This is a genomic window from Corallococcus sp. AB038B, from assembly GCF_003668955.1.
Lineage (GTDB): Bacteria > Myxococcota > Myxococcia > Myxococcales > Myxococcaceae > Corallococcus > Corallococcus exiguus.
In genome coordinates, this window is record NZ_RAWO01000018.1 from 114,465 (window position 1) to 137,082 (window position 22,618).

Consider the following 22,618-nt stretch of genomic DNA (forward strand, 5'->3'; position numbering starts at 1 on the left):
CGGCGGCAGCTGCGTCTGCGTCCCCCAGTGCAACGGCAAGACGTGCGGCTCGGATGGATGTGGCGGCACCTGCGGCACCTGCCCCGCCAACGCCACCTGCAGCGCCGCAGGCGACTCCTGCGCGTGCGCGCCGGGCTACGTGCCCAACCAAGCGCACAACGGCTGCGTCCGCGTCGGCGGGGCCTGCGAGGGCGTCAGCCAATACGGCTACTGCTCCGGCGACACCTGGGTGCGCTGCGACGCGCAGGAGGGCATCGTCACCATGGAGTGCGGCCCGGGCCGGTGCAAGCGGCTCGACTCCGCCGGCACCGGCGCCTGCACCTGCGGCAGCATCGACGCCAACGGCGTATGCGCTACAGCCTCCGGCGCAAGCGCCGCGACGCCCCGCGTCCACTTCACCTGCGCGACGAGCGCGGGGGTGCTCCTCGCCAGCAACTGCACTGTGGAGACAGGCTCCTCCGCGGGCTTCTGCTCCACTTTCGTGACGGCGTACGGCAACCAGACGTCATGTTTCTGCGGAACTTGCTCTGTCCCTGGGCGCAACAACCAGTGCGGCTCGCTGTGTGGCAAACCGTCGGACTGCCGCTACTACTCTCAGGGCAACTTCCACACCTGCGGCTTCTGACCTTCCATGAGTTCGGCGGCCTCCGTAACAGGCTCTTGGGGGAAGGCATCCCCCACGAGGATGCCGCCCTTGCCTGGCAGACGTCTGATGCGAGCCGGGCGCCTGCCACGCCAAGCGCCCGGCCAATTTCAACGGTCTCGGATTTGGACCTATGAGTGACGGTCTTGTTGCCCCAACTGACCTTCCCCAAGCACGGCATGGCTGCTCTTCATCAGGGGTAGGGCCGACTTCAACTCCTGAGTCCTGACGCGCGTCGCTCTGCATCAGCCTGTCGCAGGCGCCGACTCAACCTAGTTGTTGAATCCAATGGCGCCGCGTGTCTGCACAGGTATCGTTTTCCAACTCCCGGCTGCTCCAGTGCCCAACTGCCCACTGTAGTTCGTTCCCCAGGCCCAGATGGTGCCGTCTGACTTCCGCGCGATGGAATGGTCGTTTCCGGCTGCGACGCCAACAACTCCGGTGAGTCCCTGCACTTGCACGGGGGTCAGGCGGTTCGTCGTTGTTCCATCACCAAGCTGGCCTCTATCGTTGTAGCCCCAGGCCCAAACGGTTCCGTCGGATTTGACCGCCAAGGAATGAGCTGTGCCAGCCGCTATGGCGACAACGTCGGTGAGTCCTGGAATCCGAACAGCATCGTGCGAATCCGTTGTCGTCCCTATGCCCAGTTGGCCGGACGAATTAGAGCCACAGGCAATAACTGTTCGGTCGGGCATTAATGCCAATGTGTGCAACGTGCCTGCCGAGATCGCCGTACTTGCCGTCAGCGCCCAAACCCTGACGGGCACGGCGCTATATTGTCCAATCATGTAGCTGCAAAGCTGACCATCTAGATTGTAGCCCCAGGCAAATACGGTCCCGTCGGTCTTTTGGGCAAAAGAAAAATAGCCGCCGACGGTGATGGAGCGCACGCCCGTGAGTCCGGGAACCATCATGGGGGTGTAGCGACTTGCGGATGGCTCATCGCCCAGTTGGCCGAAGCCGTTGTCGCCCCATAGCCAGACCGTCCCGTCGTCTTTGAGCGCTGCCGTATGATCGCGCTGGGATGCGATGGCTATAATGTTTGTGAGGCCCTGGACTGGCTGTGCAGTGGTGTTTCCCGTCCCTCCGTTCCCCTGCTGACCGTAATAGTTCGGCCCCCAAGTCCATACCGTTCCGTCATTCTTCAATACAGCGTTGTGCCTTTCTCCTGCAGCTATGGCGACTGCGTTCGTCATCCCTGGCACCTGGGCTGGATAGGGCCGATCCTCCTCAGCCCCATCGCCTAGCTGGCTGTAGTAGTTGCCTCCCCAGGCCCACACAATCCCATCCGACATCAAGGCAAGCGAATGGTTGTAACCGCCCTGCAGATTCTGGACTGATGCGGTACTGCAGGCAATGCCGGCTTGAAGTGTGAAAGACTGCGTGGCGGAGAGCCCAAGGGCGTTGAGGGCAGTAACTGTTACCGTGGGCGGAATTCCGTCGGGCAAGCAGTCGTCGGCCGTCCAGATGACTTCGCTGGTGTTGGTCGTGCTCGTGGCCGCATGCAGGGTGCCTGAGTTGGCGGCCCACGTGAAAGACAACGGGCTGCCCTGAGGATCATTCGCGCGTACACGGAAGACGACGGTGCCGTCGATAGGAGGAACCGTGGTTCTTGACTGGAAGGCGTCCAGAAATGATGGACGAATGTAGCCGGTAGTGGGAGTGCCGGTGTGGATGGTCAACTTGCGAATCCCCTGGCCGCCGCGGCCGTCCCTTACGTCAATGACGAACGTGCAGGTGCTGCTGGTGAGCGGTGCTGAAGGGGTGAAACTCGGCCTGGAGGTCGTGGCGTGCGTCCAGGAGCCGGCGCAGTTGGACGACCACTCAATACTGAGAATGTCGCCATCACTGTCGTAGGGCCAGGTGAAAAACTCGATGGGCTGCCCGACTGCAATGGCTGTGGGGATGGCCGCAATGCCATCTACGATGGGCCAGTGGTTGACCGAGATGTTGACGGCTGCGCTGCCGTTCTCTGGGGCCACCATGACGGTGACGCTGATGCCGGACAGGGTGCCCTTGGAGTTCACTACCCAGAGTCTCAATTCAACCGGGCCTGAATACGCCGGTGCCGTCCAACTAGTCGTGAGGCTGAAAGGGTCACTGAAAGTGCCTGCGTCGGCACCCCATTCGTATGTGAGTGTATCGCCCGGATTGGTGGAGTCGGCGACAGCTTGTAGTTCTATTTGTCCTCCATGCGCCACGGTTCCGGCGCTGGCGACAAGGGAGAGGATACGGGGCGCGGTGTCCTCTGCGGGAAGTGGCGGATTCGCTTCCTGAAGCATGAGGGTAATGGCGGTCGTCTGGCCAGCCACGACTGCCACGTCCGTTGCTTGGCCCAGATAGAGCAGGGTATTGGAGTTGTCGAAGGCCATCGCGCTGAAGGTGCGTGAGTTGCCCGCAGGCAGATTTCCCAGTACCCCACCCCACTGGCCGCCCGTCTTCACCAGGGCATCGATGCGCGTCGTCATGCCCGGGCCAGATGTGATGAGATCCACCCGGGTGATGTCGCCGGCGCTCAGCGTCTGGGGCAGTGACACCACGGCTTGGGCGCTGCCCTCCTGCACTGCCGGGGCAGTGCTGCACCCGGATAGGGCCAGCACCACGCCTATGGCCAGCAGTGCCAGCCTTCTTCGCTTCTCACTTTTCATGGACGACTCCAGCGCGTGGGACGGGGCCTTCCGCCAGCGAGCAGGCCCTTCCGGCCACGCCCCCGGTGGACCACCGGCGGAAGGTGAGCCGAACTCTATGGGGAGTCGCTTGCTCCACGCGCCTGGGTCACCCTCGCGTCGGGGGAAGTCGTTGGAGACTTCGTGCACGCCGCCCCTTCTTGTCGTCCAGGAGGGCAATTGTGCGGCGACAGCTGTCGCGCTCTCGCGCGGTTCGGGCATTCGTCGAGAGCCCACTGCACGTCGTCTGATCATGGCCTGAGACTTCCGGCCGGGCGCCGAAGACGTCCCGCTTCCAGAGCTGCGGATTGACGGCCCAGCCTCCGTGGACGGCCGTCCCGGACACCGGATGGGGCAGTGCCCCCGCTCCAGAGGGAATGACCAGGGCACACGCGCTGCACAGCTCCGGAGGGACACGCCGCACGGAGCCAGCATGGACCCCATCTCACGCAGCCGCACCGCTCTCCTCCCCACCACCTACCGCGAGCCCGCTGAGCAGCCCCAGCGCTCCACGCCGAAGCCCAAGGTCCTGGAGAGGGCAATCAACACCATCGACGCCTTCACCCCGCACACGCCCACCCAGAAGGCGCTCGTCGACCAGGCCCGCCGCGCGACGTCGCCCACGGCCATCACCATCCGCTCGCCGGCCGAGGGCCTGACGCAGGCGGAGAGCGAGCCGCGAGTCTCCGCTCAGGGAATCTTCGGGGACATCGGCAAGGGGCTGTCGAAGCTCGGGGACCGAGTGCTGGACGGCGTGGCGGGCATTGGCAAGGGCATCTACGACAGCGTCAAGGGCACCCTGAAGAACACCTGGGAGATGGCGGAGACGGCCGGCAAGGGCCTCGCCAACATCTTCACCGGCCGCTTCAAGGAGGGCTTTGCGCAGCTCGGCTTGAGCGTGCTGAAGGGCATCCAGACACCGACGGACGGGCTGCTGCGCCTCGGCGGGAGTGTTCTCAGCGCCATTCAGACGATGCTCTTCATCGAGCCCGCCAGCCGCAAGCTGACGGGCGACGAGCTGGCGGCGCTGCACAAGGTGTACGGGGACTCCATCGACTACACGCGCATCGAGATCAAGGAGGGCAACGCGGGCCTCCTCACCATCGGCGGGCGCCCTTTCACCCACGGCGACACCATCTACATCCCGAAGGACTCGCTCCCTCTGACGCCGGAGCTGCTCGTCCACGAGACGGCCCACGTGTGGCAACACCAGAACGGGGGCAACGACTACATGAGCGAGGCGTTGGTGGCGCAGCTCTTCGGCGACGGCTACAACCTCGGGAAGGCCCTCCGGCAAGGCAAGTCGTGGGAGGAGATGAACCCGGAGCAGCAAGCGGAGTTCATCGAGTTGGCCTTCGGCCAGGGCTGCTTTGAAGAGCCGCCTGCGCCGTTCAAGATCGACGGCAGGGACTACACCCAGCAGTTCGAGGCCGCGAAGGAGTCCCTCCGCGCCGGCCAGGGAGCACCGTGACCATGCGCCTCCATCGAATCCTGCCGCTCGCGCTCGTCCTCCTCCAGGTGGCCTTCCTCACCGCCTGCCAGCCGCCCCTGGAGGTTGCACTCGCATCGAGCAGCGAGCGCCTGCCGAGCCCCACGTTCCTGATTGAGGAGCCGTCCCAGGATGGCGGCCCTCCGCGGTACGACGTCATCCGCGTGGTGACCGAAGAGGGGAAGACGGTGTGGCACGTGCGCGCGCTCTCCTTCGGCGGGACGCGCGGACACCGCGTCGTCTACGGCGAGGTGCCGGACGGCTTCGAGACGGTGGAGCCCGTCCAGCCGCTGCAAGCGGGGCGGCTCTACAGCATCGGGGTCTCGGGTGAGGGCTCCGGTGCGTTGCGCTTCGTCACCGGGCAGGACGGCAGCGTCCGCCCCGAGAAGGAGTAGCGCTCAGGTCGTCCCGCGCGCCCTACCCAACAGGGCGCTCCATCAGCCGCGACTTAACTAGCAGCTTTGACCGTGCTGTCATGGATTGCCATGACAGCTGCTTTCACCTTCCGCTGCCTCGCGAGCGCTGCCGCGCTTCTCTCTCTCGTCGGGTGCGGCTCGGCCACCATCGGCGGGGGCGGCAGCCCGGCGCGCGCGAAGTGGGTCGGGTCCGTCGTCAGGACACCAGACGGCGGGCAGCTCCGCACGACCATCTACTACGGGCCCTGGCAGTGCAGCGCCGCGTTCCTGTCCCGGTGCGAGTCGAAGTGCTCGGCACAGGGGCTCCCCCTCATGGGCTGCATCTGGCTGGCCGACATCAAGGGCGACTGGCAGGGCCGCTACCTCTTCATGCCCGCAGAGGCCGGGGGCCGCCTCGCCATCACCCACTGCTGCTGCGACTACCCGGCCGTGCCTGACGGCGAGGCGCAGCGGAGAATTTGGGAGCGCGGTCGCACGGCCTTCCGGCGCGACTGGAGCACCGAGTTCGGCGACTGGCCGAAGACGGGCAAGACGAGCTGGCCCGGCCACCACATCTACGACCTGCTGCACGGAGGCCCTCCGCTCGCTGCGGGCAACATCCTCCCTGTCCCGCCCGACGTACACCTCGACTTCAACAGCGCCTACCCCGCCTGCTACGCCCCCAGGGGAAAGTGGCTGGCACCAGGCCCTGAGCGGCCCTACGTGGACTGAGGGCGCCATCATGACCATGGACAGCCTGCTGAAGGAGTTCTCACGCCTCCACTTCCCCCGCCCACCAGCCGCTCCTGCGGACATTGCCGCCTTCGAGTCCCGCGTCGGATGGAAACTGGATACGAACCTGCGCGCCTTCTACCTGCATTCCGATGGCGGAACGCTCTTCGAGGAAGAGCCCGACGCGAGCTACCGCATCCTCTCGCTCGCGGAGATCCGCCGGGCACGTGTTGCCATCATGGGCCGGGACGCCGACGAGTACGGGGCGCCATCGCAGTACACGCTGGTGGACATGCAGGACACCAACTACGTCATCCTGGATGTGGCCCAGCTGGCTGGAGGCGCGTACCCGCTCTTCGATGCGTGGCACGAGACCTATCCAGTAGCGAAGCGCATTGCTTCCTCGTTCGCGGAGTTCCTGGAGCGCGCGATGCGGAGCGACGGCTTCTCGTACTGGCTGGGCGAGTGAGTACCGCCCGCGCGTGGCGCGCCTCCCCCAGGCGTGCGATGTCCGCGCCGTGCCCAGCCACGACAAGACGAAGACGCCCCCGGAGCGCCGTCGCGCGCCCGCCGGCACCACCGTGCGCATCGACGGGCTGCGCCTCTCCCGCGAGGCCTGGGCGAAGGTGGAGTCACTGACGGCCCAGCTGCGCCGCGCGGGCATCCCCCGTGCCCGGCCGTCCGGCGCGCTGGATCTGCTGGTCCTGCACCCGGAGGTGGCCGCGCGAGTGTTGGCCGGAGGCTGCCGCGTCTACCGCTGCGCCACCTGCGAGGCTTGGCTGGACGCAGCGGGCGCGCTGGCCCATCAGGACGCGCTACCAACGCACGAGGTGCAAGGCTTCAGCGTGCCGGTGGCGTGAAACACAACGGCCCGCTCCGATGCTCTGGAGCGGGCCGTTGCACTACAGGCCGAACGTGTACCGGATGCCCATGCCCGCCATCCGCTCGCGGGTGGTGGACTCGGCGAAGGCGAAGACGCCCAGGTTCTGCCGGAGCCGCGCCCCACCCTCCAGGCGCGCGTACGCGCCCGTGAGGGAGGAGACGCCGGCCTGGGCCTCCAGGTAGCCGGTCCGCACCGGCACGTCGCTCAGCACCCGCGACAGCCCCGCGGCTACTGCTGCCCGCGGGGCATCGAAGGGACCGCGCCCTCCACGGCCGACTTCGCGGCGACGGCTCCGAGCGCGACGGAGAGGGCCTGCTCCTGCACCTTCTCCTCCGCCTTCTGCTCGCCGTGCAACGCGGAGAACTGGAGCTTCGCCAGCGCCTGCTCCGTGGGCTTGAGCGGACGCCAGCCGTTCGCCTTCATCCAGCTGTCGATGACCTCCAAGCCCTTGGCGGCTTTGTTCAGTGCGGTGTTCTCCGGGTCCTCGGCGGCGATGTCCTCGACGACGTGGAAGGCGTGGTAGGCGCCCAGGGCGATGCGCCGCTTGCGCCGCTCGGTGAGCCAGGTGCCGCCAGCGAAGAGACCGATGGCGCCCGTCACCGCGCCGAGCACGATGCCGATACTGGTGGGCGTGAGCAGCGCGTCCAGGATGCTGGAGCTGGCGCCGGTGGACGCCTGGGCGAAGGCCACCGGCGCGGAGAGGACGACCGCGAGGCACGCGGCCAGGGTGAGACGCTTCTTCATTGTGTTGCTCCTTCTGGGGGTGTGGGGCTCCCGGGAGCGCCCCGGGCAGGCGCCGGCAGCTGCCGGACGAATGCGTCAGGTGGCCGCGGAGGACTCGACGTCCGCCTTCATTGCTTCCGCGCGCAGCGCCAGCGCTTCCGGCAGCCACAACTCGCCCTCGGCGCCGTACTTCCACACGCCACGCTCGTCGAGGGGCTCGCCCAGTTCCTCCGAGCAGATGCGCATGAAGTCGAAGGCCAGGTCGTAGTGGCTCGGGTGGACGAAGTGCCGGAGCGTGATGGAAGCGGTGTTCCTCCCGTTGTGCGGAGTACTCGCGGTTGCGATGTCTTTGCGGACGGCCGTGCGGAATTGATCCAGCAGCTGTTCGCGGTCGACGCTGAGCTTCTGGGTGGCAGGCATGCAGGTGCTCCTGGTGGCGCTACGGGTGGGATTGAGAGACGGTGGGCCGCTGCCGGCGGAAAGCGTCAGACGCGCGGCATCCAGTTCCACTTGCCGGGCACGGGCGCCTCGGTGGGGGCCTGGGACACGTTGGCCGCCGTGAACGGCAGGAAGCGGGGCGGCTTCACCAGGAGCTCCACGGTGCCGTCGTCGTTGACGGCGGTGATGTCCGCCGCGCACACCACCTCATCGCGCTGGTAGTGGACGGCCCGGCCCACGCTGGGCTTCTGGCCCGGCGGCACCACCGGGGCGCCCTTCACGGACGCGACCGGCGTGTTGATGGCCTCGGCGACCGCGAGCCAGCCGGCGCGCACCAGCGTGGAGCACTTCTCGAACGGGGGCAGCTCGGCGCCCGTCACCGCGGAGCGTCCGCCGGTGACACCGCCGTAGCACTGGTACAGCACCAAGGCAGTGGCGAGCTTCCCGGGGTTCGCCTGGGCCAGGGCCTTCTCGGCGGCGGTGATGAGTTCGGCGGGCGGCGTGTACGGCGCGGACGTCGACATGCAGGTACTCCTGGTGGTGCTGCGGGTTGGACTGCGAGACAGAGACTCAACGGCGCGGCAGCCAGCGCGGGTGGTCGCACTGGCCCAGGCGCCGGCCGCACAGGCGGCATCGAGGAGGTGAGCCCATTCAGCCCTCCAGCGGCGCTTCGGAGGGGGCCCACTGCGCGCGGCGCTGGAGGACGTCGGCGCCGTAGTCCTTGCCGGTGGTGAGGGCGTCCATCGCGGTGATGGCGTCACGCTCCGTGACATCGTCCGGCAGCGCGCGCAGCACGGCCTCCACCTTCTCCTGGCTGGCGTTGTAGCTGGCCACCGCGCCGGCGAGACGCACCCGGGCCGAGCGCGCGCTGTGCCGCTTGTCGAAGTCGCGGATGCGGTCGGCCAGCAACTCCGCGCCATAGAGGATGTTCGCGCCCGGGTCCTGCCACGCGGGGCGCCCGTCCGGCATGAGCCGCGCGAGGAAGGCCCGGTGGTACCGGCGGTCAATCTGCATCAGCCCGTGTCCGTTGCCCTTATCGCCCAGGCCGGCGGGCCCGCGCGGCTTGAGCCACAGTCCACCCATGGACTCGCGTTCGCAGACGGCCGCCAGCAGGTACGGACACAGGCGCGTCACCGTGGACGCGGCGTGAAGCTCGCGGCTCCACTGCGCCAGGTGCTTCGGCAGGCGCTGCTCCAACTCAGCGAGGGTCATGGCGTCACCACCATCGGGAAGCGGGCGCGGTACCAGCGGCGCCACAGCGGGTGCACGGCGAAGACGGCGCAGCCGACGAGCGCCGAGTACGAGCCCTTCGCGGCGAAGTAGGCGAACCACGCCACTTCCTTGCCGACGAAGTAGAGGGCCGCCATCCGGAAGCACTCGACGGAGGGGACGGGCCGCGCAGCCTCCGCCTCGGCCATGCGAGACGAGACGGAGGCGTGGTGAAAGCCGAGCGCCACGGCCAGCGCGCCCAGCCACTCCAGCGCGTTCGCGCGCGTGCAGAGGTTGACGGCGATGAGGACGGCGTAGACGACGGCCGCCTCCAGGTGCCAAGTGCGAAGTTTCATCGTGCAGGCTCGCGAGGCGCTGGAGTCGAAGGCCCGCCGGAGCGCCACGCTGCCAGGACCAGAAAGGCGCACGCGGCGAGCACGTGCGCGGCGAAGAGGGAGAGGCTCACCGGCGCCTCGGCGGAGAGGCGGGCTCGGGTGCGTCCTGTACCTGCTGATGCTGCGCGGGCACCTGGGCCTGGACGAACCACCGGCCGCACTCGCGCAGGCCCGCGAGGCCCAGCAGCCCGACGATGGCGCCCAACACCCACAGCGCCCCGGCCTGCCGGGAGTTGCGGTGCTCCTGCGCGTCCTGGCGCTCCTTCAGCACCGGGACGACCTTCACCGACTCCTTCATCTCGGAGACCTGCGTCGCGAGTTGCTCCACCTTCTCGCGCAACTCCGGGACGGCACGCACCGCAGGCGTGTGCTCCGTCACCCGCCGGTCCAAGTCCCCGATGCGGTCCTCGAGCCGGTGCACCTGCTCGGCCGTGGCCATGCGCTCGCCGATGCCACGCACCTCGACATGCACGCCCTCCACCACCCGGTGGAGGTCCACCGCCATCCGCTCAGCGGCCTTCAGCGCGGCCCCCGCGCGCTCGTTCGTCGCCTCCTGTTGGGCGGCGAGCCGGGCGAGGTCCTCACGGACGGTGTCAGGTGTGCGGCGGGGAGCGGGGGGCATACCGCCGCATGGTCAACGCTCGCGTGGACGGCGTCCGGCACAGCCAGTGACCACCCATAGATGGGGCACGCATGCCCCATCTATGAAATCAGGGACGGCCGTGCGACAGATCTACGTTCGGCAACACTCTGGAGACAGCGCACCAATGGAATCGTTCTGGGAGAAAGTCATCCTCCTCATGATTGACAAGCTGCTTCTGGCGGCAGCAGGAGCAGGCATTGTCTTCTACTTCTCGCGAGCATTGGAGCGCTACAGACGGGACCAGTCAGTCAGCAGTGAACTCGGGAAACTCCGAGCACAAGCCTTCGCGAAAATACTCGCCGCATTGTCGTCGAACCACATGATTCTTACCCAGGCCCTTGAGCACCGACACACCGCTCAAATTCCAGATACCGACGCACTGCTGCTGGCCCGATCAAAGGAGCAATTGGAACGACTACGCGACGTGGTCCTCGAAGGAATAGGACTAATGGACAAGCCTGTAGGGACGTTGTTTTCAAATTACGCAACAGCATTTGGCGAATTTGACCTGTCCGAAAAAGCATTACTCGAAATGACCGACGAACAAATCGAAGCAAAGCTCAAAATCATTCGCGCCATGCGAGAACAACTAGCGGCCTACATCCCTCCTATTCCAAGGGTCGACTAAGTGGTGCGGATTGGGCCACTTACGCTGTCACACCGACTGCCCTCTCTTTCCCGACGCCGAGCAGCCAGTCACGAAAGGCGGGCCAGGAGTTCTCGGTGATGAGCCCTCGCACGAAGGCGTTCGCCTGCCACTCGCGGATGAGCCCCTCGCCGCGCTGGAGTAGCCAGGGCCTCTCGCGGGCGGTCCGCTGCTCCAGCATGTACTTCTCGAACTCGGCCACCGTCTCCTCGAAGGTGGCCAGCGGGTTGTAGACGAGCCAGTCGTAGCCCTTGTCCTTCGCGTAGAAGCGCTCGTCCTGGGCCGCCATCTCGACGGTGGAGTACTTCCCCCAGTCGTCGCTGCTACCCGGGGCCGCGCCCCCGGACTCCATTTGCAGCAACTCCTGCTCGAGCGCCGTCTTCTTCACCAGCGTGGCGGAGTTCACCTCGGCGGCTGCGCGCGACAGCGCGGCCGAGGCGTCCAACTGCCCCTTGATGCGGGCGATCTCCAGCCGCAGGTCCCGCTTCCGGGCCTCGGCGGCGTTGATGGCGTAGACGTCGCTCTGCGTGAGGGCGGGCATGGCCGACTCCTAGATGGGCTGCTTGATGTTGTGGCTGAGGAGGCCCGCGGACTCGTAAGTGCGGGCCCCGTGCACGGTGAGCTTCACGACGGCGCCCTCCCCTTCCGGCGCCACGCGGCGGACCAAGCCCGGGCGCAGTCCCTCCAGCAGTTCGCCGGGACGCAATGCGCGCAGCTCCGTCCAGCCCGCGAAGCGCCGGTAGACGAGGTGGTTGGGCGTTGCCACCAGGACACGGCCGTCGGTGAGCTCCACCCGCCAGCGCGCGGCGCGGTGGATGGAGGCGGCCACCACCTCGAATACGCCCACGCGGCGCGTGTCCTCGTGCTGGGTGAGGACGCGCATACCCGGGCGAAGGGACGCCGCTGGTACCTCCCGCCTGTCCTCCAGGGCAATGGGCGTCTCGGGCGCGACGCACGTGCCGCCCGTCCCGCCGGAGCCGCCTCCCTCGCCGCCCGAGGGCCCCCCGCCGAAAGGCGAGGCAGTGGACTTCGCGAAGTTGATGCCCACCCCGGCGTTGTAGACGGGCGAGAACCACATGGAGGCGCTCACGCCGTAGACGCCGTGCACCTCACAGAGGAGCGCGACGTACTCCCCCAGGTTCTGCCCCCAGAGTCCCGCGAGGGCCGCCGGGGACTGGAAGGTGTGGCTGATGGCGACGCGGTTGAGCGCGTTGCCCTCCACGGCCGAAGCGTACTTCCGGTCCGGCAGGGGGATGTAGCGCGTGCCCCGGTACGTGGCGCTGACGCTGCTGTAGTAGTCCACCTTGAGGTAGCGGAGCGCATCCAGGTTGTCGTCGATGCTGGAGGGCTGGATGAAGAAGTGGTGCACCAGCCAGGAGTGGACGATGGGCGTCGTGTACCGGAAGTAGTCCGTGCACTGGACGTCCAGCCTGTCGATGAGCGGTGCGCCTCCGCGCACGCCCGTGTTGTTGCTGCCCCGGTAGTGGACGCGCCCCGCGGCCGACGTGCCGTCCAGCGCCTGGTTCGCCCTGAAGAAGGGCGTGTCCAGGAGGTAGCTGCCGATTTGGACGTTTCCACCGGCCGCCTTGAAGGCGGTGCCCACGTTGTCCAGCTTCGCTCCGGCCACGGGCACGCCGTTGCCGTCCTCCGCATAGTTGGACGTCTGGAGGGTGTTGGCCACCAGCAGGTCGAACGTCACCATCTTCCGCATGGAGACGGCGTCCAGGTACACGGCCTTCCCCGTGTCGGAATTGGCGGCGTTGATCTCGAAGTACAGCTGGACGCCGGTGCACCCCGCCGGGCAGGTGCCCTTCACCTTCACGCGCTGGTACGAGGTGGTGAGCGTGACGAAGGTGCTCGTGGACTGGCCGCCATAGGCACCGCTGGCATCCTCCCAGAGGAGAATCAGGTTGGCGCCAGGCTGGGCGAGCGCGGCGGAGGACTTCACCCAGGCCTCCGCGTAGAAGGAGTCCCCCGCGGTGCATTTGATGCGTCCTCCCGGGGCAGCGCTTTGGAAGCCGCCGATGAAGTTGAGCCCCGTGAATCCACCACCGCTGGGCACCACCAGCTTGCGGCACCGGCGCCCCTCCTTCGCGTTGACGGGCTCCTCCACCAACGCGTCGCCCTCGGGGGACTTCCCCTGCGCATCCGCCTCCGAGTAGCCGTTGGGCACCAGGTTGTCCGTGGGCGGCAGCAGCAGGTGGGTGAAGCTGATGGCCGCCGTCGCCACCGCGGCACTGGTGACGGAGCTGGCCGACATGTGCCTGGCGTAGACGCTGCCGGTGGGGACGTTGGAGAGGTCCGCCACGGCCATGGTGACGGTGTCCGGGTCGGCCACCACGCCACCACCGAGGACACGCCAGCTGCTCTGGCTACCGTTGGTGTAGAGGGCCTGGACGGCGCACTGAACCTCCGTCTGCAGCGTCAGCTTCAGCGGCGCCACCCACCGCCTTTCCGAGGGGCCGAACTTCCGCGGCTCCAGCAGGTAGCTGTCGGTGTTGTTGGGGTCGCTGCCCTCGTAAACCACTACCTGGAAGCCCGAGAGGAGGTGCGCGGGGAGCACCTCGTCGTGCGTCCAGCGAATGTCCAGGTAGCGCGACTTGATGAGCTGCGGAGAGCGGACGCCGTCCACCTCGCGGTCGTAGATGCCGGCCGCTTCCTCCTGCTCGCGCGAGCGCATGCCCTCCCGTTTAGGGAGGCGGCGTGGACGAAATCCCCAGCGTGAGGGTGGCCGGCACCGTGGGCACGGACACCACCAGGGCGCTCGCCGCGCCGGTGCTGTAGTTGCCCGAGGTGTCGATGGCCTTCACGTGCACCAGGTGGTTGACGCCCGGCGGCGGCAGTGCCCACTCGTAGGTGGTGGCGCGCACCTTGCCGATGAGGGTGCCTGCCTCCCAGCTGGCGCCGTAGCGCAGCTCGTAGGTGTCCCTGTCCAGGTCCGGCACCTCCGCCCAGCGCAGCGTCGCGGTGCTGCCGTTGAGGGCACAGGTGAGGCCCGTCACGTCGGAGGGCGGCGCAGCCTTGCCCACGACGGTGTAGCTGGCCGAGGCGTAGGTGGTGACGAGGCCGTTGAGGACGGCGGCCACCTGCACGGTGTACGCGCCCGGCAGGCAGTCCAGCAACTCCCAGTAGTGCGTCTGCACCGGCGTCTCCAACGTCCAGTTGCCGCCCTCGCGCTGCCAGCGCACCCGGTACTCGGTGGCGGTGGCCACCTGCGTCCACCGGGCCGTCGCCATGACTTTCACGCCGCCATTCGTCGTCTTGTACAGCGACTCGCCCACCGCAAGGCCTGCGGGTGGCGCAGACAAAGGCAGCACGGACGTAGGCAGCGGCTGCAGCTTCACTCCGTACTCCACCTCCGCGTACTTCCCCGGCTCGTGGCGCAGGGCGGTGATTTCGTAGAGGTGCGGCTCCACCTCCGCCACGTTGAGGATGCGCCAGAGGGTGGGCGTCAAGTCGGACGCGGCCAGCACCCAGACGGCCTGGGGCTGGGGCGCGGCAGAGAAGGGCGTGGCCACGGTGAGGGCGCGGTAGGGCGCCGGTGCGAGCGCGGCCAGCGGGCGCTCCTCCACGGTGCCATCCGGTAGCACTGCGGAGAGGGCGTACGTCTTCCCGGCTTCCAGGGTGACGTCCGCGTCGAACTCCACCTGGCTGGCGGTGGCAGCCACCACGCGCCCGCCCCACCGGCGTCCGGCCCGGTACGGGTCCTGGAGCTTCACCACGGCGCCGGGGTTGCGCATGGCGCCCTCGAAGCCGGTGCGGAACGTCACCGTCTCCGTCTCCAGCCTCTCGGTGAGGAGGAGCCACCGGCCCACGCGCTGCGCCTGGCCCCGGGAAGTACAGCCGAGCGCCACCACCTCGGTGGGGTTGTAGCCGTAGGTGGCGAGGCCCTCCTCGTCGGTGACGTACTCCTGCGCCGCCTTGAAGTGGTTGTCCGGGTCATTCCACGTCACCAGCGCGACGGTGTGCCGCGCGCGCTTCCCGCTGGAGGCGTAGGTGAAGAGGCCGTCCACCACGTTGGCCGGCGTGAAGAGGTACTCGGCGTCGCGCGGCGCGTCCTGGGCGACGAAGACGGCGCCGGAGGCCCAGTACGTCATGCCTCTGAAAACGGACGCGAGGTTGTTGATGACCTTGTACGCGTCCTCCTGCGTCTGGAGGTAGAGGTTGCAGCGGAAGCGCGGCTCCGTGCCGCCCTTCCCGTCCGGCACCAGCTCGTCGCAGTACTTCGCCACCGTGTAGAGGCCCCATTTGTCCACCGCGGCCTCGTTGAGGTAGCGGCCCAGGCCGTAGCGCTTCGTCGTGAGGAGGTCGTAGAAGCACCAAGCCGGGTTGTCCGTCCAGGCCACCTTCCACGTGCCGTCCCAGGTGCCCTCGTACGTCCGGGCCACGGGGCTGTAGTTGCTGGGCACGCGCACCCGCAGCCCGCGAATCCGGTAGCTGCGCGTGGGGATGTTGCTGAACTGGCTGGCCGCCACCTGCAGCGCGCACAGCGCGGTGTTGGGGAAGCTGAGCTTCTCGTCCAGCAGCGTCGCGTAGGACTTCCAGATGACCTTGTTCTGCGTCGTCACGCTGTCCGCGTCCTCGCTGACGCGCGTGACGCGGATGTCCCAGGGCGGAGAGCCCGTCAGCTCCACGCGAAAGGTGCGCTCGTAGGGGCTGGTGCACTTCCCCCGGAAGAGTTCGGCGTCCTGGAAGGACTGCACCACGTACCCGCCCCCGTTGCTCTGCACAGCGATGGAGACGAGGACGCGGGTGGGCTTCAAGTCGCCCGTCGTGGGGTCCTGGTAGGTGAGCTGGGGCACCTGGAGGGTGACGCGCACGGCGTCCACCTCCGGGTCCGACACCGTGCGCACCACCGGCGTGGCGCGCTTCACCTCGACGCCCACGGAGTGCTCCGCCTCGCCGGAGGGGAAGCCTGGGATGTACTCCTGCGACTGGGTGCCCTTCACGTCGTACACGGTGACGCCCGTGAAGTTGAAAGTGCCGTCGGGATTCTGGATGGCGACGCCGTCCAGGTAGACGGACTTCAGCCCGTCCACGAGGCCCTGAATCTCCCCCTCGCATAGCAAGTCCACCACGCGCGCCTTGGAGCTGGACTTCAGTGTGTTGGGAGACTCGACAGGGGTGCGCTGAGCGCCGCCCTCCCCTTTTCCGCCGCTGCTGCCGCCCATGTCAGTCCACCACCGTCGGGTCCGCCTTCTTCACGTTGTGGCTGAGGAGGCCGTCGGAGACGTAGGTGTGCGCGCCGGCCACGGTGAGGCGCACCACGGGCCCGTGCTCGCCCCGCGTCACCTGGCGCACCACGCCCGGCCGCGTGCCCACCAGCCGCACGCCGGCCGAGAGGTGGCGCAGCTCCATCCAGGCGTCCTCCGTCCGCACGCGGTGGTTGCCGGTGGCCTCCAGGCGCCGACCGTCCTCCAGCTCCAGCAACCACCGCACGCCTTCGGCGGGCTCCGCAGCGGTGACGAGGAAGTCTCCCCACTCCAGCGTCTCCTCGTCCTGGGTGCGCACCAGCATGCCCACCTGGACTTCGCCCGCGGGCACCTCGCGCCCGTCCGCCAGGAGAATCGGCACCCACGGCGCGGGGCACGTGCCGCCGCCCGCTGGGGTTCCGCCGGGCCCCGTCTGCCCGCTGCCACCACTGCCCCCGAAGCCGCCGTCGGACCACTCAGTGACGAAGCCGGCGGAGACGACGCAGCTGCCCACTTCCATCTCTCCGTAGCAGATGGGCACCGGGTGGCCCTGGGCGAGCGTGTTGACGGGGCCATTGAAGACGTAGCTGGGCTTGTTGGCGTCGTCCTCGTCGGGCCCGGTGGCGGTGGGCGGGGCGAAGAGGAGCTGCGAGACGCCGCCCACCACCAGGGAAATGCCCGCGGTGATGAGGGGCACGCCCGCGCCGTACCCGTAGACGGTGAGGACGGCGCCGGCGGCGATGAGCACCGCGCCCGCTACCACCTGGAACCAGCCGGACTTCGCCCCGGCCAGGGCCGGCATGAAGGTGAGGACACGCGCGCCGGTGGGCATGCCCAGGTCGTCCTCACCGACGTCCCGCTTGCCCGCGAAGACGTGGTAGCCGGGCTCGCTGTTCTCGGCCAGGTAGCGGCGGAAGCCGTCGCAGACGGCGGAGAGGGCCCGCACCGCCTCCGCAGGCGAGGGCACGGAGAGGTCCAGCTTCCACACGCGCCCGAAGCGCTTCCCCAGGGGCCCGCCCAGGACGATGGTCGTCAGCATCGGGAAGCGTGCCTCACGACGCGTTGGGTGATGCGCTCCCAGAAGCCGGAGTACGTCTCCCGGCCGGACAGGCGCCCCATGACGTGGTGCAGGAGGACGTCCCCGCCCAGGTACACGCCTGCGTGGTTGGGCACCGGGGCGCGCAGTTGCATGAGGAGGACGTCGTGCTCGCGCGGGGCTTTGCCCGTCACGTCCACGAAGCCCGCGCGGCCGAAGCCCTCCAGGTAGAGGTTGCCGCCCTTCGCCCACCAGTCGTCCGGGCGCTCGAAGTCGGGCAGCGCCAGGCCCAGGCGCTCCCAGTAGTAGTCCTGGATGAGGGAGTAGCAGTCGAGGACGCCATGGCTGAAGGTGCGGCCCACCAGCGGCGGGCGGTAGCCGTCCGGGAAGTAGAGGCGCCAGTGCCCCACCGGGACGTTGAGGATGAGCCAGGGCAGGCCCCAGCGCTCCATCATCACCCTGTCGGCCTCACTCGGTTCCGGCGCGGCGTTGGGGTGGGAGTGCACCACCGCCACCACCTCGCCCTCCCCTTCTGCCTGAGCGTAGTCCTCCGGAGCTAGGACGAAGTGCGCCTGGCCGGCGGCGAGGTTCCGGCAGGGGCGGTACCGCTGGGCGCCGTCCACCAGCACCACGAGGCCGCAGGACTCGCGGGGGTAATCGGCCTGGGCGTGGGTGAGCGCGGCGCTCAGGACGTCATCAGCCAGCGTCAGCCGGCAGGGGTCGCTCATGCAGACATCGTGGCCACGAGCGTGGACGGCATCCATCTCAGACCGGACACAGAGGGGCTGTTCGGCCTGCATTCGGAAGCACCTAAATCCGCCCAAATTGAGGCCACGGTCCTAACGGCGCTACATTCCAACAATGACCTGGCAGCAATATGAACGAGCCATTCTGGAGAAGTTCTGGCGCGAGTTTCAGCCACCTCACTTCCGCGTGGAGCCATCAGGGGGAAACAGGCATTATTATACCGGTCGCCATTCAGGTGAGCTGAGACAACTGGATGTAGCAGTCTACCGACGAGACGCGACTGCTCCGTTCTTGGTGGTTGACGCAAAGCATTGGCAGAACACTCTCGACATCAGCGACGTCGAGTCGTTCATAAGCTTCGTGGACGATGTCGGAGCCACCCAGGGCGTGCTTGTTGCGAGTTCTGGTTTCTCTGAAGCTTCACCCCGCCGAGCGGCAGGAGCACCTGTGCCGATTCATTTGGAGATCGTCACGGCGAAGGAGGCATTGGAGTTGGATTGGCTCTGGCTGGGGCGAAAGCTCTTCCCGCAGGATTGGGCCTACCACCGTCATTTGGGCCATGCACTTCGCCTTATTGAAGGCAGCGGATCCGCAGCAGCGATTTCAGATGCGGTGGAAGGGGTTCCATTTGAGGAATGGGAGGCGGCCGTCAGCTTCGCGATCAACCAACACCGCAGAGAAGCGCAGCATTTTCTCATTTGGGTAGCGACAAAGCACGACGACAGTGGATGGAGGTTCAATGCCGCCCGCCATCTCGCAGAAATCGGACTGCTTACTGAATCCATCCGAAGCCAAGTCGTCGCCCTTGAAACGGACCCAACGGCATGCGCGATACTTGATGAAATGTAGAAATCACACAGCAGCTATCCGCTGAACCGTCCAAGGTAGGCCCTTTCCATCCACCAACCGAACGGCCACCGCCGTCCGCGCCAGCCATTCACTTGCACTGGCTTGCCTCGGCAAAGAGTCCCGGGACCTCCCGGAGCGTCGCCATGCCTTTGTAGGAGGCCGAAGGGGAGAGCCCAGAAGACGGCTCCATGCGTCGTACGTCTACTCCGGGAGCTCGTACCTGAGCCATCCCCTCATATGAAACCGAGCGCTTCTTTGAAGACAGGGTGCTGATGGAGGAGTTCGGCGAAGCGCTCGACGAGAGGCCGCAATCGCTCCTCCTTCATCATGGGAATGGCTTGGTAATACATGCAGCCCTGCCGGAAGAGCGAGTAGGTGCGTGTCTTGACGGTATTGGCCTTCAAGCCCTTCTCCATCCCGAGACTCTCCCCCGCGGCGCCCAGCAGCGTCAGCAGCACCTGGGCCAGGGCGCTCACCAGCAGCAGCCTGTCTCTGCGCTCGGGACTCTTCACGCGCACCGTGGACAGTCCCATCCCGAATCTCAAGTCCTTGACGTCCCGGAACGTCTCCTCGCACGAGAAACGCCGGGCGTAGAGGTCCACCACCTGGCGCGCGCTGGCGGCTCCCAGGCTGGTGGCCAGACACCACGGCTCCTTCATGCCCTTCTGGCGCACCAGCACCACCGCGGGCACCGGCGTGCGGTCCGCCGTCACGTGCACGTCCGTCAGCTTCTTGGCGTGCCCGCTGGTGGGAATCCACCTGGCCGCGGGACACCCGGTGCCGCCGGCCACCTCCACCCGCACGTCCTTGCGAAAGCGCACCACGTACTCGAAGCCCGCCTGGGCCAAAAGGGCGTACAACCGCTGGTCCGCGAAGCCCCGGTCCGCCAGCACCGTCACCTTCACCCCTTCGGGCACGCACTCCTTGAGCCGCAGCAGCAGCTCATCCTCCGCCTGGGCGCGGTTGCCCGCCAGCGCGCTCTTCTGCAGCGTCAGCCACAGCAGGGGCGTGGTGCGTCCATGCGAGGTGACGAGGCTGGCCACCAGGGTGGTGTGGTCATCGGCCTCGAAGTCCGTCCAGTCCAGCGCCACCAGCGCTTCGGTGCGCTCGGCCAGCACGTACGGCACCCACGAGGCCGCCAGCTTCCACACGTCCACCGCCTCGTTGGACAGCAGTCGGTCCACCTGCTTGATGCCGTGCTTCTCACGCCGCCTCGCGCCCACGCCAGCGCCTGGCCAATGGCGTGCACCGACAGCGACGCGGCGTGCACCACCCCCAACGTCGCGTGCGCCAGCGACAGCACCCTCTTGGCGTGCAGGTCCTCCTCGAACAAGCTCTCCAGGAACCTCAGCACCTGCTCTTCGTTGATGGCCACCTTGCGTCCCAGCATGGCCTCTCTTCCTGCTCCCCACCACTCCGCCTCGCACGGGCCTGGCAGGCAGGCGGCTGGCGATCAGCTTGCCGAAATGAGGGGATCTCTCAGAGCTCGTACAGCAGGGTGTCGAGCAGTGCGATCCGACATCTCCAGACCCGCGCCTCAACCGGCACCAGTGGACGTGAAGCGGCAAACCAGGGAAAGGACCAAAGGGTGTCGAGGAACTTGACGTAGGTGGTCGCGCTGGTCGGGACAGTTCCGAAGACCTGCCAGAGACGCCTTCGGTTGGCGTTGTTGACCGAGAGGAAGACGTCCGGCCGTTTCATGGCGAGAAGGCGGGTGGCAGCTCCCAACCCAACACCCCTCAGAGCAAGAACTCCGTCGAGGTAGGCCTCAACCACGTCGTGCGACACACGCCCCCTGACTGGAACAGCATCCAAGAAGCGCCCCAACTGCTTGGGAGAGTCGGTGGTGAGCTGCTTGAAGTAGCCCGCCCCTTGCATTCGCCCAAAGTAGCCGGTGGTGTCCCGCCCCCATCCAGCCACCAGCTTGCGCTCATCTTCTGGCATTGAAGCGAACGCTGGCCAACGATGGAACGCTTCCCGACAGGCTTCGGCCTCCCCTAGATAAGAGCCGTCCGGGTGATCGAAAACGCGAATCTCAAAACCGTTAGCCAGAGCCCGCCTCTCCTGACGAGCGATGAGGGCATAATATCCCGCCCAGTCGCAACTTAGGTCTCCCAGGCACACTGCGGCGTTAGCAGGCAAAGGCTGGGGCGCCTTCTTTATTGGAGGCTTAGGCCTGCTTTCATACAATTCATGATATGCGGCCAACCATGCCGCGCTTGGCGTGAATGCACGCGGGTCGTGCCAAGCTGCATCCACAAACGAAAGCAGGGTGCCCGCAGCATTGCACTGAGCATCTCCCTCAAAAAGGACGTTCAGTTCCGTGTTCCCATGAAAGCCTCCCCGGGTGAAGTTCGAAGATCCCCAGAGAGCACGCACCTGCCCTCCGCGTCGTCCGACAAGCAACTTCGGATGGAAGACACCAGAGGTGTCCTCAATGACACGAAGGACTTTAGCATTGCCAAGTTCGACCAGAACCTGGGGCTCGGTCTGAGCGAAGTGGATCCCGATAACGGCCCGGCGGACACGCTCAAGGGGTAGGCACTTCCAATGCTCTGCTGTTCCTCCAGCCGAGCTAGCCCACGCGTAAACCAAGTCAATATCCGAGGCCCAAGCCACAAGCCTGCGAAGCGCATCCATCGTATCTGCTGTAGATGCCAAGACCGTGAAATTCTCTGCCATACAATTGGCCTCCAGGCCAAAGAGCGTCGCAGAAAATGAGACATCCAACCCAGATGCCCCACCGCGTCTACCGCCGTTGCGTCACCAATGCCGACCAAATGACCATTATGCTGTTGGGAAAAATAGCAGTGCTCCCAGAGCCCCAGAACTGTGTGGACATGACTTTGGCGGCTCACACCATAGGTCATATTATCCAGAGAGGTACCGGTCTACTTCAACGACCGACCAGTAGACTTCCGCGAAGAAGAAGTCGCTCTCAGATGACCTCAAACGCAGGTTCTGCGTTCTCTGTGACACGAGTCGCCAGCACGCTTTTCCGCCGCAAGGGGTCCGCCTTCGACCGGTCCTTCGCGCTCTTCTGGACGAGGTCGGCGCGGTGAATCACCTCGCTCGCCTGAGCCTTCACATCCTTCACGGCCACGAGGCCACACGAGGATGACAGGTGACGAGGTTCCCCTTTCACTTTGACCGTTTCCCCTGAGAGCGATGCCAGCGCTGCACCCATGCGCCTCTGAGCCTGTTCCAGTGGCGTTGCTGGCATAACAACGACGACCTCGTCACCGCCCTTCCGGTAGGCGTCCCCAACATCGGACACGGCCTTCTCGATGGCATGGAAGAAGGCCTTGATGGCTTCGTCCCCCGTTGCATGGTCGCCGTCTTCGTTGAACGCCTTGAGCCCGTTCATGTCGAGGTAGGCCACCGACACCGGCGACTCCTCCTGGATGTTCATGATGGCAATCGCCAAGTCGCGCTCCGCATGGCGACCGTCATAAAGGATTCCAAACGGTTCATGCAGACGAGTGGAACGAAGCTGGTCCTGCAGCTCCGCCAACCGGAGACGGCCCAAGTGCCCCAGTTCCAACTCTACACTCTGGCCATCTAGGAGCCTTGAGACAAACTCCGCGCGACCGAGTCGCTCCCTCCGCTCAAGTTCCTCTGCAACCGCGTCGAGGCCGCCACTGCCTGGCACGTAAAGGCTCTTCCTGATGTCGGGGCCATTGATCATCCCCCTAAAGAAGAGGGAGAGGACCATCTGTACTTCCTTTGCAGCCTCGAATGATCCCCCTCCCCCTCTCGGGAATTGCCTACTGACCCACCGAGTCTGCTCGAACCGGGCAAGAAATTGTAATTCCAGGAAGCGAGCATCATTTTTGTACTCTGCCATGCCGAATGAATCCCCAGTTCACCAAGGCGGGCAACGGCCCGTCTTGATGAACAACAATAGAAGAAGTTGGCAGGGCGACAAGCTC

At 66.5% G+C, this 22,618-nt stretch carries 23 protein-coding genes and 1 pseudogene; 7 read left to right on the forward strand and 17 right to left on the reverse strand.

The annotated features are described in order from the left end of the window. Window positions 1-207: 207 nt before the first annotated feature. Together D7Y04_RS44705 and D7Y04_RS40005 are read right to left on the reverse strand one after the other, a co-directional pair. Window positions 208-498, reverse strand: coding sequence for a hypothetical protein (locus D7Y04_RS44705; protein ID WP_121762738.1), 291 nt, complete (start codon window positions 496-498; stop codon window positions 208-210). 417 nt (window positions 499-915) lie between these two features. Beyond that, on the reverse strand, window positions 916-3,291 hold the full coding sequence (locus tag D7Y04_RS40005) for a kelch-like protein (protein ID WP_158627673.1): 2,376 nt from the start codon (window positions 3,289-3,291) through the stop codon (window positions 916-918). A gap of 451 nt (window positions 3,292-3,742) precedes the next feature. On the opposite strand from D7Y04_RS40005, the gene D7Y04_RS40010 reads away from it, so the two are divergent. From D7Y04_RS40010 to D7Y04_RS40025, 5 genes are all read left to right on the forward strand, one after another. Further along, window positions 3,743-4,780, forward strand: a complete 1,038-nt coding sequence (locus D7Y04_RS40010) for a hypothetical protein (protein WP_147477298.1) — start codon at window positions 3,743-3,745, stop codon at window positions 4,778-4,780. Between the two features lie 2 nt (window positions 4,781-4,782). Beyond that, window positions 4,783-5,193 carry a hypothetical protein gene (locus D7Y04_RS44710; RefSeq protein ID WP_158627674.1) on the forward strand — a complete coding sequence of 137 codons (411 nt, stop codon included), beginning with the start codon at window positions 4,783-4,785 and terminating at the stop codon, window positions 5,191-5,193. A 90-nt stretch (window positions 5,194-5,283) separates the two neighbouring features. Further along, the gene (locus tag D7Y04_RS40015; RefSeq protein ID WP_121762741.1) at window positions 5,284-5,925 is read left to right on the forward strand and encodes a hypothetical protein; all 642 of its coding nucleotides are present in this window, start codon (window positions 5,284-5,286) and stop codon (window positions 5,923-5,925) included. A gap of 10 nt (window positions 5,926-5,935) precedes the next feature. After that, complete coding sequence (locus D7Y04_RS40020) at window positions 5,936-6,394, forward strand: SMI1/KNR4 family protein (protein WP_121762742.1); 459 nt, start codon at window positions 5,936-5,938, stop codon at window positions 6,392-6,394. Window positions 6,395-6,407: 13 nt separating this feature from the next. Then, window positions 6,408-6,785, forward strand: a complete 378-nt coding sequence (locus D7Y04_RS40025; protein ID WP_211483789.1) for a hypothetical protein — start codon at window positions 6,408-6,410, stop codon at window positions 6,783-6,785. Between the two features lie 42 nt (window positions 6,786-6,827). On the opposite strand, the gene D7Y04_RS40030 is transcribed toward D7Y04_RS40025, so the two are convergent. From D7Y04_RS40030 to D7Y04_RS40060, 7 genes are all read right to left on the reverse strand, one after another. After that, complete coding sequence (locus tag D7Y04_RS40030; RefSeq protein WP_233601802.1) at window positions 6,828-7,007, reverse strand: hypothetical protein; 180 nt, start codon at window positions 7,005-7,007, stop codon at window positions 6,828-6,830. 29 nt (window positions 7,008-7,036) lie between these two features. Beyond that, window positions 7,037-7,552 (reverse strand): hypothetical protein, encoded by a 516-nt coding sequence (locus D7Y04_RS40035; protein ID WP_121762744.1) that lies wholly within the window; start codon window positions 7,550-7,552, stop codon window positions 7,037-7,039. A 75-nt stretch (window positions 7,553-7,627) separates the two neighbouring features. Next, entirely contained in the window at window positions 7,628-7,951 is a 324-nt protein-coding gene (locus D7Y04_RS40040; RefSeq protein ID WP_121762745.1) for a hypothetical protein, read from the reverse strand. 65 nt (window positions 7,952-8,016) lie between these two features. Further along, window positions 8,017-8,493, reverse strand: a complete 477-nt coding sequence (locus D7Y04_RS40045; RefSeq protein ID WP_121756127.1) for a hypothetical protein — start codon at window positions 8,491-8,493, stop codon at window positions 8,017-8,019. 127 nt (window positions 8,494-8,620) lie between these two features. Beyond that, window positions 8,621-9,181, reverse strand: a complete 561-nt coding sequence (locus D7Y04_RS40050) for a transglycosylase SLT domain-containing protein (RefSeq protein ID WP_121762746.1) — start codon at window positions 9,179-9,181, stop codon at window positions 8,621-8,623. After that, window positions 9,178-9,534 carry a hypothetical protein gene (locus D7Y04_RS40055; RefSeq protein WP_121762747.1) on the reverse strand — a complete coding sequence of 119 codons (357 nt, stop codon included), beginning with the start codon at window positions 9,532-9,534 and terminating at the stop codon, window positions 9,178-9,180. Before D7Y04_RS40055 ends, D7Y04_RS40050 begins: the two co-directional genes overlap by 4 nt. Window positions 9,535-9,640: 106 nt before the next feature. After that, window positions 9,641-10,195 (reverse strand): hypothetical protein, encoded by a 555-nt coding sequence (locus tag D7Y04_RS40060; protein WP_121762748.1) that lies wholly within the window; start codon window positions 10,193-10,195, stop codon window positions 9,641-9,643. Between the two features lie 178 nt (window positions 10,196-10,373). Here D7Y04_RS40060 and D7Y04_RS44225 point away from each other — a divergent pair, with 178 nt between their 5' ends. Further along, on the forward strand, window positions 10,374-10,844 hold the full coding sequence (locus D7Y04_RS44225) for a hypothetical protein (protein WP_147477299.1): 471 nt from the start codon (window positions 10,374-10,376) through the stop codon (window positions 10,842-10,844). A gap of 19 nt (window positions 10,845-10,863) precedes the next feature. On the opposite strand, the gene D7Y04_RS40065 is transcribed toward D7Y04_RS44225, so the two are convergent. Genes D7Y04_RS40065 through D7Y04_RS40085 form a run of 5 tightly spaced genes read right to left on the reverse strand, consistent with a single transcriptional unit; the run spans window position 10,864 to window position 17,818 of the window. Beyond that, a complete protein-coding gene (locus D7Y04_RS40065) occupies window positions 10,864-11,403 on the reverse strand; it encodes a hypothetical protein (protein ID WP_121762749.1) in 540 nt (179 codons plus the stop codon). Between the two features lie 9 nt (window positions 11,404-11,412). After that, entirely contained in the window at window positions 11,413-13,542 is a 2,130-nt protein-coding gene (locus tag D7Y04_RS40070; protein WP_121762750.1) for a Hint domain-containing protein, read from the reverse strand. Window positions 13,543-13,552: 10 nt separating this feature from the next. Next, window positions 13,553-16,033, reverse strand: coding sequence for a host specificity protein J (locus tag D7Y04_RS40075; protein ID WP_121762751.1), 2,481 nt, complete (start codon window positions 16,031-16,033; stop codon window positions 13,553-13,555). A 1-nt stretch (window position 16,034) separates the two neighbouring features. Beyond that, a complete protein-coding gene (locus D7Y04_RS45310; RefSeq protein WP_199749811.1) occupies window positions 16,035-17,093 on the reverse strand; it encodes a hypothetical protein in 1,059 nt (352 codons plus the stop codon). Then, complete coding sequence (locus D7Y04_RS40085) at window positions 17,087-17,818, reverse strand: C40 family peptidase (RefSeq protein ID WP_121762752.1); 732 nt, start codon at window positions 17,816-17,818, stop codon at window positions 17,087-17,089. Before D7Y04_RS40085 ends, D7Y04_RS45310 begins: the two co-directional genes overlap by 7 nt. A gap of 133 nt (window positions 17,819-17,951) precedes the next feature. Between D7Y04_RS40085 and D7Y04_RS40090 the strand changes: the two genes are divergently transcribed. Beyond that, window positions 17,952-18,686 (forward strand): restriction endonuclease, encoded by a 735-nt coding sequence (locus tag D7Y04_RS40090; RefSeq protein WP_121762753.1) that lies wholly within the window; start codon window positions 17,952-17,954, stop codon window positions 18,684-18,686. 233 nt (window positions 18,687-18,919) lie between these two features. On the opposite strand, the pseudogene D7Y04_RS40095 reads toward D7Y04_RS40090, so the two are convergent. From D7Y04_RS40095 to D7Y04_RS40105, 3 genes and pseudogenes are all read right to left on the reverse strand, one after another. After that, window positions 18,920-20,076 (reverse strand): annotated as a pseudogene (locus tag D7Y04_RS40095) (IS4 family transposase). Between the two features lie 89 nt (window positions 20,077-20,165). Next, window positions 20,166-21,368, reverse strand: a complete 1,203-nt coding sequence (locus D7Y04_RS44230; protein WP_147477300.1) for a phospholipase D family protein — start codon at window positions 21,366-21,368, stop codon at window positions 20,166-20,168. Between the two features lie 256 nt (window positions 21,369-21,624). Further along, window positions 21,625-22,401, reverse strand: a complete 777-nt coding sequence (locus D7Y04_RS40105) for a diguanylate cyclase domain-containing protein (protein ID WP_158627675.1) — start codon at window positions 22,399-22,401, stop codon at window positions 21,625-21,627. Window positions 22,402-22,618 lie beyond the last annotated feature (217 nt).